The organism is Frankia canadensis, assembly GCF_900197875.1.
In the GTDB taxonomy this organism is placed as follows: Bacteria; Actinomycetota; Actinomycetes; order Frankiales; family Frankiaceae; genus Frankia; species Frankia canadensis.
Genome location: NZ_FZMO01000099.1, coordinates 1 through 13,145, shown reverse-complemented (window position 1 = coordinate 13,145; position 13,145 = coordinate 1). Strand labels below are relative to the sequence as shown.

At 75.7% G+C, this 13,145-nt stretch carries 10 protein-coding genes; 4 read left to right on the top strand and 6 right to left on the bottom strand.

What is annotated here, in order from left to right; translation table 11 throughout:
- From C1A33_RS10165 to C1A33_RS10160, 3 genes are all read left to right on the top strand, one after another.
- Positions 1–758, top strand: a 758-nt coding sequence (locus C1A33_RS10165) for a class E sortase (protein WP_423748057.1), incomplete at its 5' end; no start/stop codon positions are given.
- Between the two features lie 4 nt (positions 759–762).
- Positions 763–921 (top strand): hypothetical protein, encoded by a 159-nt coding sequence (locus tag C1A33_RS34755; RefSeq protein ID WP_165818314.1) that lies wholly within the window; start codon positions 763–765, stop codon positions 919–921.
- A gap of 510 nt (positions 922–1,431) precedes the next feature.
- A complete protein-coding gene (locus C1A33_RS10160; RefSeq protein ID WP_243407387.1) occupies positions 1,432–3,354 on the top strand; it encodes a putative bifunctional diguanylate cyclase/phosphodiesterase in 1,923 nt (640 codons plus the stop codon).
- Positions 3,355–3,419: 65 nt separating this feature from the next.
- On the opposite strand, the gene C1A33_RS10155 is transcribed toward C1A33_RS10160, so the two are convergent.
- A complete protein-coding gene (locus C1A33_RS10155; RefSeq protein WP_243407386.1) occupies positions 3,420–4,184 on the bottom strand; it encodes an arsenate reductase/protein-tyrosine-phosphatase family protein in 765 nt (254 codons plus the stop codon).
- Complete coding sequence (locus C1A33_RS10150) at positions 4,181–5,026, bottom strand: TylF/MycF family methyltransferase (RefSeq protein ID WP_101831270.1); 846 nt, start codon at positions 5,024–5,026, stop codon at positions 4,181–4,183. The genes C1A33_RS10155 and C1A33_RS10150 overlap by 4 nt, the downstream gene beginning before the upstream one ends.
- Positions 5,027–5,539: 513 nt before the next feature.
- Between C1A33_RS10150 and C1A33_RS10145 the strand changes: the two genes are divergently transcribed.
- A complete protein-coding gene (locus C1A33_RS10145) occupies positions 5,540–6,553 on the top strand; it encodes a UDP-glucuronic acid decarboxylase family protein (RefSeq protein ID WP_101831269.1) in 1,014 nt (337 codons plus the stop codon).
- On the opposite strand, the gene C1A33_RS10140 is transcribed toward C1A33_RS10145, so the two are convergent.
- Genes C1A33_RS10140 through C1A33_RS10125 form a run of 4 tightly spaced genes read right to left on the bottom strand, consistent with a single transcriptional unit; the run spans position 6,529 to position 13,033 of the window.
- On the bottom strand, positions 6,529–8,493 hold the full coding sequence (locus C1A33_RS10140) for a heparinase II/III family protein (RefSeq protein WP_101831268.1): 1,965 nt from the start codon (positions 8,491–8,493) through the stop codon (positions 6,529–6,531). The two genes, C1A33_RS10145 and C1A33_RS10140, sit on opposite strands and share 25 nt — an antisense overlap.
- Positions 8,490–10,466: an NAD(P)H-binding protein gene (locus tag C1A33_RS10135; RefSeq protein WP_101831267.1), complete on the bottom strand. Its 1,977-nt coding sequence runs from the start codon at positions 10,464–10,466 to the stop codon at positions 8,490–8,492. Before C1A33_RS10135 ends, C1A33_RS10140 begins: the two co-directional genes overlap by 4 nt.
- Complete coding sequence (locus C1A33_RS10130) at positions 10,463–11,968, bottom strand: glycosyltransferase family 4 protein (protein ID WP_101831266.1); 1,506 nt, start codon at positions 11,966–11,968, stop codon at positions 10,463–10,465. Before C1A33_RS10130 ends, C1A33_RS10135 begins: the two co-directional genes overlap by 4 nt.
- A 60-nt stretch (positions 11,969–12,028) precedes the next feature.
- Positions 12,029–13,033 carry an NAD-dependent epimerase/dehydratase family protein gene (locus tag C1A33_RS10125; protein WP_101831265.1) on the bottom strand — a complete coding sequence of 335 codons (1,005 nt, stop codon included), beginning with the start codon at positions 13,031–13,033 and terminating at the stop codon, positions 12,029–12,031.
- Positions 13,034–13,145 lie beyond the last annotated feature (112 nt).

Here is a 13,145-nt window from a genome sequence, read left to right as displayed (position 1 = left end):
CCTACGCCGTCGCCATGGCGACCTTCTGTACCGGAACGGTCATCGGCGCGGTCGCCCGCGGCTTCCGGAGGCTGCTCGCCGGCCGGCTCGCGCGGGGGCTCGGCGAGCTGTTGATCACCGCGGGCGTCCTGGTCGCGCTGTTCCTCGCCTATCAGCTGTGGGTCACCGACCTGTTCGCCGAGCGCACCCAGGACCGTCTGCATCACCAGCTCGTCGAGCAGTGGAGCAGGCCGGTCGCGCCGCGCCCGCCCGCGGTGGGCCACCCGCTGCCGACCCTGCCCCCCGTGCCGCTCGGCGACGGGGTGGCGATCCTGCGGGTGCCACGCTTCGGCCGGGACTACGCGCCGGTCGTCGTGCAGGGAGTCTCAGTCGCCGACCTGCGCCGTGGGCCGGGGCATATCCCGGGGACGGCGATGCCCGGCCAGCTGGGCAACTTCGTCGTTTCCGGGCACCGCACCACCTACGGGAAACCTTTTAGTCGTTTGGATGAACTAAAGGTTGGCGACCCTATCGTGGTCGAGGTTCAGGACCGTTATTACACCTATCGGGTGACCGGATCCGAGATCGTGCTCCCGAATCGGCTGGATGTCACCTATCCGGTTCCGAAGCGCCCCGGCGCCGCGCCGAGCAAGGAGCTCATTACCTTGACAACCTGTCATCCCAAATTCTCTGCCAGTCACCGGCTGATCGTGTACGGGGAGCTGGTCGACACCACGCCGAAGTCCGCCGGTCCGCCCCCGGTGCTGCGGGAGGAGTGACCGGATGTACGCCTGGATCTACCGGCACCTGCCCGGCCCGCGGCGACTGCGACCGGGGCTCGCGGCCGTGCTGCTGCTGGCGATCGTGGCCCTGTTGATGTTCGTGATCTTCCCTGCCGTGGAGGGGGTGCTGCCGATCAGTCAGGTGACGCTAGGTGACTAATGGGCGGGGATTTCGCGATACTCCCTGGTGGATTGACTGCTCCTCCGTCGTCTGAGCTGTGGATTGGGGAATTGGTCGCGTGCTGACCCGGTCGAGATGGCGGCGGAATGTGCTCGGTGTCGTGTGCGGGTCGGCTCGATGGCGGGGGAAAGTCGGGCATCGGATACCCTGCGAACTGAGCGGCGTTACGCTCGTATAGCGTGGGATCGGCGCCGCCGCGGGTGACCGCTTCCGCCAGGCGCGGGTGGTGTCGTTGCGCCGCCCCCGGCAGGCTGTCGTTCGAAGCGCAGGGCATTGTGGGATCGCGTTCGGGGGAATTCGATGAAATGGCGGGATCGGATAGGACGGCGACCGTCGGGCCGTGGCAGCGGCGGTGGCGAGCGGGCCCCGCGGGCCTGCCGTGCGGCCCCCGGGCCCGGCCGCCGGCCCGGGGCGGCGCGGGTCGCCTCTCCACCGGCTGACGGCGCGTCGTCCCACGATCGCGACCTCGTCCACGATCACGCGCGTGCGGTGAGCCGCCAGCGGGTGGTGGCGGTCGGGCTCGTCGCGGTCCTCCTCACGGTCGGTGTCGGTTGTGGCGCGTTGGTCCGGGGGCCGGCCGGAAGCGTCGGCGCCGGGATGCTGTGCGCCCTCGCGGTGCTCGCCTCGGTCTCCGCCGTCCTGATGGGTGACGGCGCCAGGTCGGCCGATGGCCGCGGCCACGGCACCGATGCCCGGCGCCGATACCCCGGCGTCGACGAGCTCACCGGTCTGCCCGAGCGCCAGCCCTTCCTGTGGGCCGCCGGCCGGCTGTTGGGCGGCGGTCACCGGATGCGGACGGTGTCGCCCATGGCGCTGCTGGTGCTCGACCTCGACGGCATGCGGGACGTCAACCTCGCGCTCGGCCACGAGCTGGGGGACCGTCTGCTCATCACCGTCGGCCGGCGGCTGCGTGCCGCCCTGCCGGACTCGGCGCTGCTCGCCCGGGTCGACGGGGACGCCTTCGCTGTCCTGCTGCGGGGAGCCGACGCCGACGGGGCCAGAAGGGTCGCCGCCGACCTGCACGCGGCGCTCGAGTCTCCCGTCCTGCTCGGTTCGACGCCGGTTCGGCCCGATGCGAGCATCGGGATCGCCTGCTCACCCCGGCACGGCCGGACGCCCCAGGAGCTGCTGCGCCGCGCCGAGCAGGCCATGCACACGGCGAAGCGCTCCCGCTGCGGGCAGGCCCTCTACGCCCCGGCGCCGCCCGCGGTCAGCCGCGCCCGCCTGCTGCTGCGGGCCGAGGTCCGCCAGGCGCTCGACCAGGGCCAGCTCGAGCTGACCTACCAGCCGAAGGCCGACCTGCGCAGCGGGCGCATCAACGGGGTCGAGGCGCTGGTCCGCTGGCGGCACCCGGTGGACGGCATCCGCCAGCCCGAGATCTTCCTGGCCGAGATCGACCGGGCGGGTCTCATGCCGCGGCTCACGGTTCAGGTGCTCGACCAGGCGCTGGCCGACTGCGCGCGCTGGCGGGCCGGTGGCGCGGCGCTGACGGTCTCGGTGAACGTCCCGGCGTCGGTCATCGTCGACCGGGCCTTCGTCGGCGTGGTGCGCGCCGCGCTGGCCCGCCACGGGCTGCCGCCGGCGGCGCTCGTCGTGGAGCTGACCGAGGACACCCTGGTCGAGGCACGCGAGGCGGCCCGGCACACGCTGGCCGGGCTGCGGCGCTTCGGGGTACGGGTCAGCCTGGACGACTACGGCACGGGATTCTGCTCGTTGACCTACCTGCGCGACCTGCCGGCGGACGAGGTCAAGCTCGACCGCACGTTCCTGCGTGACCTGGACCGTGACCCGGTGGCCGCCGAGATCGTGCGGTCCACCGTGTCGCTCGCGCACGCGCTGCGCCTGCGGATCGTCGCCGAGGGGGTGGAGACCCAGCGTTCCTGGCAGGCTCTCGCGGACTGGCAGTGCGACGAGGTACAGGGGTACTTCGTCGCCCGGCCGATGGCGGGTGACCGGGTGGTCGCCTGGCTGCGGGAGTGGGCCGGGCGCGTCGCCCTGCGATCGTCGCCGGCCGCCATCACACCGGCGGGCGAGCTCGTCGCGGTGCATGCCGCGCCGGGTGGCGGCCCGCGGTCCGCGCCCGCGACACCACCGACCGTGTCGACGCCCCCCGCGATGCCGCCACCCGCCCCGCAGCCCGCCGTAACCGTGGGTTCGGTAGGCGGGGTGACCGCCCTTCCTCGGTCCTACGTCTCGGAGTGGTCGGTGCTGCCGGTGCCCGCGGTGCATCGGGTGCCACCGGTCCCGCAGACGGTTCCTACGAATGGGGGCAGATCTGCGGGCCTGGGCGTGTCGCCGGGGCTGGGCGTGTCTGGGCTGGGTGTGCCGGCGGGAGCCGGGGTCCCGGCTGGGGGAGGGGCGTCCCGGTGGGCGGCCGGGTACCACGTGCCGACCGACCGCGCCGCGTCCTGACCGGCGGCTACCGATCCGTGCTGACGGCCCGGACGGCGGCCGCGTCCAGGCGACGAGGATCCTCATCAGCCCGACGCCTGCCCGCCGTCGGGCCCGGCAGCGTGGCTGACGACGTCAGTATGGCCGGCGACGTCAGTATGGCCGGCGAGGTCCGTGTGGCCGGCGACGTCGGTGTGGCCGGTGGCGCCCGGGCCGCGGTCCAGGGGCTGGCGTGGCCGCGGGACCGCCCGCCACGCCTGGCAGGCCCGCGCGAGCAGCGACATCGGGCCCGACAGCGCGTCGTTGATCACCGCGGCGCATGTCTCGAACCCCGCCCGGCCCTCCTCGATCGGGTCGGTCAGGTCGTCGACCGCCACCGGGACCACCCGGCCCGCGGCCCGGGCGCGCCAGGCCGCCGCGGTGAGGAACTCCCCGGCCGGGCGGACCTGGCCGGTCGGCAGGTCGGCGAGGCGGACCGCGGAGGTCAGCCGACCGAACTCGCGCATGGTGTAGGTCCGGCGCAGCGCCCGCGGGACGAGGCCGACGACCGTCGAGCGGTGCTGGCGGGTCGCGCACAGCACCAGGTCGCTGCCGTCGACCAGCTCCTTCGTCAGCCGCCGGCTACGAAACGCGTCGGGCTCCGTGCCGCGGGCCCGCAGCAGCGCCGCGGCGTGCGGGTGCATCGGCTCGTCCGGGTGGGCGAGCACGCCGGCGCTGCGGATCAGCGGCCGGCGCGCGGCGCCCGGCGGGAAGTGGGCGGCGGCGAGGTACTCGGCCAGCGGCGAGCGGCACAGGTTGCCGGTGCAGACCATCAGCACCGTCCACGGGCCGGGCCGGTCCTGGTGGCTCATGACCGGCCCGGCGCGCCGTCGCGCCGCCAGTAGACGCCCGTCCAGTCGACGTCGATGATCGGTTCGCGGATGCCGTTCGCGGCCCGGTAGTCGTCGACGGCGGCCCGGCAGCCGGGCACCGCGCCGTAGTCGTCGACGATGCAGAAGCCGCCCGGCGACAGCCGCGCGTACAGGGCCTCCAGTGCCTCGATCGTGCTCTCGTACATGTCGCCGTCCAGGCGCAGCACGGCGAGGCTCTCGATCGGCGCGTCCGGCAGCGTGTCACGGAACCAGCCGGGCAGGAAGCGGACCTGCTCGTCGAGCAGCCCGTAGCGGCGGAAGTTGTCGCGTACCTGGTCGACGGAGACGGCCAGCGCCGTCTGCTCGTGGTGGCGGTCGTTCGCGTCGGCCGCGTACCGCGGGTCGGGGGCGGGCAGGCCGGCGAACGAGTCGGCGACCCACACGGTCCGGTCGGTGGCGCCGTAGGCGGCGAGCACGCCGCGCATGAGGATGCAGGCGCCGCCCCGCCACACCCCGGTCTCGATCAGGTCGCCGGGGACGTCGTCGCGCAATACCTGCTCGACGCATTCCTGCAGGTTGCGCATCCGCCGCTCACCGGTCATGGTGTGCGCGAGCCGCGGCCAGTCCCGGCCGTCGCCGCGTACCTCCGGCGGGGTCCGCCGGACGATCTCCATGCCGCGGCGCTGGATGGTTCTGGCCACGATCCGCCGGGCGCTGCCGTGCGGTTCCCAGATGTTGCCGTCGCCGCCGTCCCACAGGGAGAAGGTCAGCGTCGAGCGGAGCAGGTCGAGGTAGCGCGCGGTGGTGTCGGGCAGGTTCTGCCGGGGTGTGGCCGTGGTCATCGTCGCTCCTGGCGGGAGTGGGACTGCCGGACGAGAGGGGTCGTCGGGCGTCGGGCGGTGCCGCGGGATCGCGGGATCGCGGCAGACGGTGCCGCGGCGCGCGGACGAGGGACGATCGGGGCCTGGGCCCGAACGTGGGCCTGGGCGTGGGACCGTGCGCGCGGCGGAGGAGGGCGCCATGGGTGCGACATGCCTCCTCGGGGACCGCCGGATCCGCGCGTGGGCGACCGCCCGATCGGGCCACCCGGTCGGCCAGTATTCACCATGCGTATTCATTCTTCAACGCACAGTAGATATGTGTCGCGGGGGTGGCGGGAAATCGCGGCGACTACCGAGAAGATTGTCGCTGTCCGTGATAGATGTAGTGCCTCTGACGACGGGTCGGCGACGCGGGTGGCGAGCCCGGCGGCCGGCTCCCGCGGGCCGGCGCCGCCGGCGGCCCGTCGCGCCGGACCGGTGCCAGGTGCCCGTCGTGCCAGGACAGGGCCTTCGCGACAGGCTAGGGGGATCGCCATGCGTGTTGTCGTCGCCGGCGGAGCGGGGTTCGTCGGCAGTCACCTCTGCGAGCGGCTGCTGGCGGACGGCGCCGAGGTCGTCTGCGTCGACAACTTCCTCACCGGCCGGCCCGGCAACGTCGATCCCCTGCGCGCCCACGGCGCGTTCCGCCTGCTGCGCCGGGACGTGACCGGCCCGCTCGACATCGCGGGCCCGGTCGACGCGGTCCTGCACCTGGCGTCGCCGGCCTCCCCGGTCGACTACCGCGCCCTGCCGCTGGAGACGCTGGCGGTGGGATCCGTCGGCACCGGGCGGCTGCTCGACCTCGCCCGCCGCAAGGGCGCCCGGTTCGTGCTCGCCTCCACCTCCGAGGTCTACGGCGACCCGCAGGTCCACCCCCAGGCCGAGCAGTACTGGGGCCATGTCAACCCGGTCGGGCCGCGCAGCATGTACGACGAGGCCAAACGGTTCGCCGAGGCGCTGACCACCGCCCACCGCGCCACCCACGGCACCCGCACCGGCATCGTGCGCATCTTCAACACCTACGGGCCGCGGATGCGGGCCGACGACGGCCGGGCCGTGCCCACGTTCGTGACCCAGGCACTGGCCGACCGCCCGGTGACGGTGGCCGGCGACGGCTCACAGACCCGCTCGTTGTGCCACGTCGACGATCTGGTCGACGGGCTGGTCCGGATGATGTCCCGCGAGCACCCGGGCCCGGTGAACCTCGGCAACCCGCACGAGCTGACCATGCTGGAGCTCGCCCGGCTGGTTGTGCGGCTGTGCGGCGGGACGGCGCCGATCACCTTCGTCCCGCGCCCCCCAGACGACCCCAGCGTGCGCCGCCCGGACGTCACCGTGGCCCGGGAGCTGCTCGACTGGCAGCCGCGGGTCGAGCTGGCCGACGGCCTGGCCCGCACGGTGGCGTGGTTCCGGGAGCGGCCGGTCCCGCCGCGGCCGGGGCCCGGGTACGGCGCCGGCCTGGTGCCCCGCCAGTCCGCCCCGGTTCAGCTGCCCGCCGCCGGCACCTGACCGGCGCGCGACTCGGTCATGCCGGTGGTCCGGTCCGGTGAGGGCCGATGTCCCAGGCCGAGGCGGGTGTGCAGGACGACGGGCAGCCGGGCGACGAGGCGCAGCTCGGCGGTGGGCGCGGACACGGTGCGTTCCCAGCCGACGGCGCGCGGCGTGTCCCGTACCCGCCACCTGCCGTCGCCGGCGCCATCGGTATGCAGCATCAGACGCCGCCCGGTGGCCGTGGTGATCGTCAATGCGCCGGCCGTCGCGGTGGGTGCGGTGGCGGCCAGGGTCACCCCGGGCGCGAAGTGGAACCGCATCGCCAGGCGGTGCCGGCGGCTCCCGTCGATGCGGTCCTCGAGGGTGAGGCCGCCCGGGTCCAGGTGCCAGCGCCGCTGGTGGCGGGGTGCGCCGGGCAGATGGCGAAAGCCGTCGTGGGCGGCGGTCAGCGTCAGGGCCGCGCTGTGGGCGCGCAGCGCGACCAGGGTCGGCCGGGCGCGGCGCCCGGCGCGGAAGGCGCCCCACACCTCGGTGGAGTCGGCGTCATCCACCGTGATCGTCGAGTGGGCGGTGGTGCCCCGCTCGTGGTCGCGACGGGTGCCGGGAGCGTAGGTGGACGTCGCCGTGTCGACGAGCAGCGGATCGCCGTCCCACCAGAGCAGGAAGCTGAGGGTGTCGGCGTGCGCGTGGGCCGGCAGGTCGTCGGGGCATGGCGGCCCGACGTCGGCGAGCACGTGCCAGCGTCCCGTGGCGAGGGCCGCGAGCCCACTGTCCGCCAGCAGCGTGCCGCTCGTCGCACCGGGCCCGGCGCCGACGGGTCCGGGCCCAGGACCGGCGGGCGATGTCGGGCCCGCGGGCAGTGCCGGCTCGGCGGGCGGTGTCGGCTCGGCGGGCGGTGTCGGTCCGGCGGGCGGGGTCAGGACGGCGGGCTGGGCCGGGATGGGGGGCAGCAGCCGGCGGACCAGGGCGTCAGGCACGGGGAAGCCGTCGTTGAGCAGCGGCACGGTGCCGTCCGGCCCGAGGACGGAGCCGAGCCAGGACCGCATCCGGTCGATCGCGGCGGTCAGTTCCGCCGGCACCCGGTGACCCGCGGCGTCGAGCAGCCCGGCGACGTCGTCTAGGTCGGCGAGTACCTGGCAGTGGTAGGCCGGCGCCCGCTCATGGTGGCCGCCGTCGGCGAGCACCTGCCGGCGGGTCTGGCGGACCAGCGCGCCCGCCCAGTGCTCCAGCCCCCGCCGGTCGCCGTCGGCCGCGGCCAGCCCGATGAGGGCCTTGATGTTCTTCACGAGATGGTTTCCGCCGACGTCGGTCTCCAGATGGGCGCGCAGGAACGCCCGGTGGGTGCCGAGATCGGCGCGCAGCGTGTCGCGGATCGGCGGAGCGCAGGCCAGTACCGGCGCCAGCGCGCACAGCGTCCAGGCCCGCAGCGACGCGACGTACGGCGCCCAGGCCACGCCCTGCCCGACCGGGGCGGCGGTGCGCCAGCCGGCGTAGACCCGGGCGAACAGCGCGCGGTCCGCCTCGCTGCCGCCGGGTGCGTCGCGGCGCTGGTCGCCCTCGGCGGTCAGCGCCCAGGCCCAGTCCCAGTAGTGCAGGTGATAGCGCCACAGCAGCGGGGCGTCGGCCTGTTCCCAGTCCCACCGGGACGGGTCGGCCGCGGCCGGCTGCCCGGGGCGCCTGGCCAGGTCTCGGGTGTGGCCGAGGAGGGTGAGACGCCCGTCGGCGAGTCGCTCGACGGTGTCGCGGGGCGCGGGACAGCGACCGTCGAGGGGAACCAGGCCGATCGGCCAGCGCCCGGCGACGGGACGCCCGCGCAGCATCGCGGCGGTGAGGCCGGGCCGCGCGCGCAGCACGGCCCGCTGGGTGCGCAGCCGGCCGCGGGCGACGACCTGGCCCGCCCGCAGCTGCCGGACGGTGCGCAGGTAGCGGCCGACCTGCTCGCCGTCACCGCGGCTCACACAGGCCTGCCGGCGCCGCGCGTCGCCGTCGGGGCGGTCCGCGCCGTCGGTACGGCCGGACGGTCCGGCCGCTCGCTGGGCGGTGCCTGCTCGCTGGGCGGTGCCGGCGGGCCGGGCCGCACGGACGCGTCGGCGGGCGGAGGGACGGTCCAGGTGGCGTTCGGGGCGGGCGCGGGGCAGCGCCGGCCGGCGTAGAGATAGCCGGTGGTCGCGGCTGCGGGGTTGGCCACCCGACGCAGGTCCTCGTCGAGAACCGTCACCTCGAACGCGAGCGCCCGCAGCCGCGCGGCCAGCGTCCCTGCGTCCTGGTCGCCGTCGCCCTCGCCGCCGGTGTCGCCCTCGCCGCGGCCGGTGTCGTCGCCGCCGACGGTGTGGTCGCCGCCGCCGATGTCGCGGCTGTCGGCGATGCTTCCGCCACCCTCACGGGCGGGGTGTATCCGCAGCACCAGGCGGTCGACGGCGCGAAGCCAGCGGAGATCGCCGAACAGGGCGGATGCTCCGGCGCCGAGGTCGATCCGCAGCAGGTCCACCTGGTCGACGCCGCCGGCGGCGAGGATCTCGGGCACGCTGAGCCGGTCGGCCCCGACGCGGGTGCGGCCCACCGGGTGCACCACCGCGTGCAGGACCTGGACCTGGCGTTCGATGCCGTTGTCGGCGATGTGGCCGGCGAGCGCGTCGGCGCGGTCGCGGCGCGCCTCGACGGCGATGACGTCCGCGCCGGCCCGCGCGGCCAGTATCGTGTACAGGCCCTCGCCGGCCCCGAGGTCGACGACGACCTGGCCGGCGGCGGGGACGAACCCCGGCAGCGCGTGGAAGGCTCCGCGGCAGTACACCTCGCGCGCGGCGCCGAACAGCCGCCCGGGCACGCGCACCCGCACACCGGGCAGCGGGCGCAGGTCGAGGGTCTCGTCGGACAGGGCGCGGTCGGCCGCGTCCAGGCAGCCGGTACGGGCGATCCGAGGTGCGTGCCGAACGAGGGCGACGGCGAAGCGCACCGCCACCGGCCGTCCGGCCACGGCCTCGACGGCGCGCACCTGGGCGATCAGGCGGCCCGGCGCGGTGGCGGCGCGACGCCGCGACGCCGCGGGCGCCGGAGGGTCGCCGCGGGTGCCGGTCGCGGTCGCCAGGTCGGCGAGGCCGGCGTCGAACGGGCGTGGCCGGTGGCCGAGGTCGCGGCGCGCCGGCGCGATGTCGAACGCCTTGTCCTCGGCGAGCCGGGCGATCTGTTCGGCCTTCAGCCGCGGCCGGCGGGCGTGGCGTTCGTAGCCGCCGGCGAGGGCGAGCACCGGGCGGACGGGGACCGGCAGGCAGCGCACACGCCGTCCGGTGGCGGTCCCGGCGGCGGCGACGACGTCCCGAAACGGCAGCGGCACCGGTCCGGCGACGTCGTAGGCCCGGCCGATGGCGGCGCCCGCGTCGAGGGCTCGCAGCAGGGTGGCGGCGAGGTCGTCGACGTGGACGGGCTGGTGCAGTCGGCCGCCGCCGGGAAGCGGCAGCACGGGGGTGCGGCGCACCAGGGCGAGCAGCCGGGCCATGTTGCGGTCGTCGGGACCGCCGTAGATCATCGTGGGGCGGATGATCGTCCAGTCGAGCCCGCTGGCCTCGATGGCGCGCTCGGCGGCGATGCGCACCCGCTTGGACGGCGGGTCGAGCGCGGTGAAGATGCCGGTCGTCGACACGAAGACCGCGCGGCGCAGGCCGGCGGCTCGCGTCGCCGCGAGGATGGCGTCGATGTGGCCGAAGCCGAGCGAGGCGATGTTGAGCAGGACGTCGGCCTCGGCGGCGGCGAAGGCGGTGGCGAGCCCCGGCGGGTCGTCGAGGTCGCCGACGACGGGCCGGGCGCCGAGGCCGCGCAGTGTGGCGGCGGCGGGCTCGGCGCGGGCGACGCCGACCACCTCGTGGCCGGCGTCGACGGCGTGGCGCACCGCCCGGCGCCCGACGAAGCCGCTGCCGCCGGTGACAAGGATCCTCACGCGTTCGCCTCCGGTCCGGCGGCGCCGGTTCCCGCGTCCGCCGGCGTGCGGTGCGAGGTGCCACCACCCAGAAGGCCGCGTTGCGCGGGCACCCCGCCGACCGGCGCCGGGTGGGAACGCGGCGGGTCGCCGTGCTCGGCCGTCGGGGTGGGCGGTGGTGGGATCGGCGGGGCGAACAGCAGGTCCTGGTAGTCCCGGGCGAGCGCGTCGCGGTCGAAGTGGCGCTCGACGTACGCCCTGCCGTCCCGGGCCATCCGCGCGCGCCGGTCGGGGTCGGCGGCGAGGCGGGCGACCTCCCGGGCGAGTGCGTCGGGATCCTCGGGCGGGACGACGGCCTGCCCGGCCGCCATCAGGATCCGCGCGGCCTCGCCGCGCACCGTGCCGATCACCGGCCGTCCGGCGGCCAGCAGCTCGAACATCTTCGACGGGATGAACGTGTCGAACATCGGCACGTCGCGCAGCGGCACCACGCAGATGTCCGCGGCGGCCACGACCCCCGGCACCTGCTCGCGGGGCACGCCGTCGTGCAGCACCGTGTTCGTCAGCCCGAGGCCGCGGACGTGGTCGGCGAGGCGCCGCTTCTGCGCACCCTCGCCGACGAAGGCGAACCGCACCGGCTGGGACGTCGGCGCCTCCGAGGTCATGCCCGCCGTGTTGCGATCCGCCGTGTTGCGACCCGTCGCGGTCGGGGACGTCGCGGTCGGGGACGTGGGCTGGGGTGCCGCGAGCCGCGCCGCCGCGTCGGCGATCGAGGTCAGGCCGTGCGAGATGCCGTGGGCACCGATGTAGAGGACGAGGATCTCGCCGTCCCCCGCGCCGAGCCGAGCCCGGATGCCCGCGGGCGGGCGGGTGCCGGGACGGAACCGGGTGAGGTCGACGCCGTTGCGGATGACGTGCACCTTGCCGGCCGGGATGCCGCGGCGGACGATGTCGTCGCGGAACCCCTCGGTGACGGTGACGACGGCATCGGCTGCGCGGTAGGCGGCGAGCTCGAGGCGTTCGAGGACGCCGAGCACCCGTCGGTCGGTGAGGACGCCGAGCTGCTCGAAGATCGCCGGCCACAGGTCGCGGACCTCCACGATCAGCCGGGCCCGCCGCAGCCGGGCGAGCAGCCACGCCGAGCCGAGCGGGAAGAACGTCGGCGAGGACACCATCACCACGTCGCACGGCCCCGTCCGCCAGCCGCCGAGCGTGACGCTGGTAACCATGAACGACAGGTGCGACAGGGTCCTGCGCACCACCCCCTCGTTCGGCGTGGCGTACAGCCAGGTGCGCAGCACGCGGTAGCCGTCCACCCGTTCGGTGCGCAGCCAGGCGCCGCGGTACGCGGGCGGGATCACGCCGGTGGGGTGGTTCGGCAGGCCGGTGAGCACGGTGACGTGCAGGCCGGCGGACGCCCAGGCCCGCGCGGTCTCCGAGAGCCGGGCCTGCGGGGCGCCGATCTCCGGTGGGAAGTAGTGGGTGAGGACCAGGACGCGGCGGCGGCTGGGAGGGTGGGACATGAAGCGCGACCTCCAGCCGTCGGCATCAGACAAGACGTCAGATGGTAGTGAGTCGATTACCTAACGGGGTGATCGGTAGGTGTCGTCGCGTGTGTCGCACGGTCCGCGGGCCGCGCGAGGACGCGGAACCGGGCCGCGCAGCCCGGTGGCGAGCTCGTCCCACGCGGCCTGTCCCAACGGCAGCCGGAAGCCGCGCGCGGCGAGCCAGCCCGGCGCCTGCGCCTGGCCGAGCAGCATCAGCTCCGCCCGCCGGCACAGCGCGCCCAGCGGCGGCAGCCAGCTTCCGGTCGGCTCCGCGGCCCGCAGCAACGCGCCCACGGCGGCGGCGGGCAGGCAGCGCAGGGGCCGCCCCGGCGCGAACGTCTCGTAGAGCGTGCGCACCGTGTGCCCCTCGTAGGGGTGGGAGACGACGAGCGGGGCGTCGTCCGCCGTGACGATCTCGGCGAGCGCGGCGCCGACGTTGCCGACCAGTGCCACCGGCACGGGCTGGCTGCCGTCCGCGCAGGTCACCAGCGGGAAGCGGCGGCAGAACGCGGCGAAGTCGCTGGTCATCCGCCGGCCCGGACCGTGCACCGACGGCGGGCGGTACACGGTCGTCGCGACGGTGCCCCGGGCGGCGGCGTCGCGCAGCAGCTGCTCGCCGAGCACCTTCGCGCGCGCGTACGGGGTCACCGGCGCGTAGTCGAGGCTCTCGTCGAGCCGCGGCGCCCGGCCCTGCACCGCGGCGGTGCTGACGTGCACGAGGCGAGGCACCCGGGCCCGTTCGCACGCGTCCGCGAGCAGCCGGGGCCAGGCGGCGTTGGCCCCGACCAGGGCGGGGGTGCGGCTCGCGGCGGAGGTCGCCAGGCCCGCGGCGTTCACGACCGCGTCGACGCCGTCGAGCTCGGCGCGCACCTCGTCCAGGAACGGCCGGTGGCCCGCCGCCGGCGAGCCGGCCAGGTCCTCGGGGGCGACCCACAGCCGGCGGGCCGTGCGCGCGACCACGTCGTGCCCGGCGTGGCGCAGGGCGTGCGCGCAGGCGGTGCCGATGAACCCGGTGGCGCCGTACACCGCGACCCGGCTCACGGGACGTCCCTGCCCGCCGGCTGCCCGCTGGCCCCGGTCGGCAGTGCGGCGTCGGCCTGGCTTGGGTCCGCGCCGGTGGGCGGGCGTCCGGCGCTGGCGGGCAGGGACGTCC

What these genes read in the sequence shown, in the direction of transcription:
- C1A33_RS34755 (WP_165818314.1), top strand. Translation starts at nt 763, where the DNA reads ATGTACGCCTGGATCTACCGGCACCTGCCCGGCCCGCGGCGACTGCGA.
- C1A33_RS10155 (WP_243407386.1), bottom strand. Translation starts at nt 4,184, where the DNA reads ATGAGCCACCAGGACCGGCCCGGCCCGTGGACGGTGCTGATGGTCTGC.
- C1A33_RS10150 (WP_101831270.1), bottom strand. Translation starts at nt 5,026, where the DNA reads ATGACCACGGCCACACCCCGGCAGAACCTGCCCGACACCACCGCGCGC.
- C1A33_RS10145 (WP_101831269.1), top strand. Translation starts at nt 5,540, where the DNA reads ATGCGTGTTGTCGTCGCCGGCGGAGCGGGGTTCGTCGGCAGTCACCTC.
- C1A33_RS10130 (WP_101831266.1), bottom strand. Translation starts at nt 11,968, where the DNA reads ATGTCCCACCCTCCCAGCCGCCGCCGCGTCCTGGTCCTCACCCACTAC.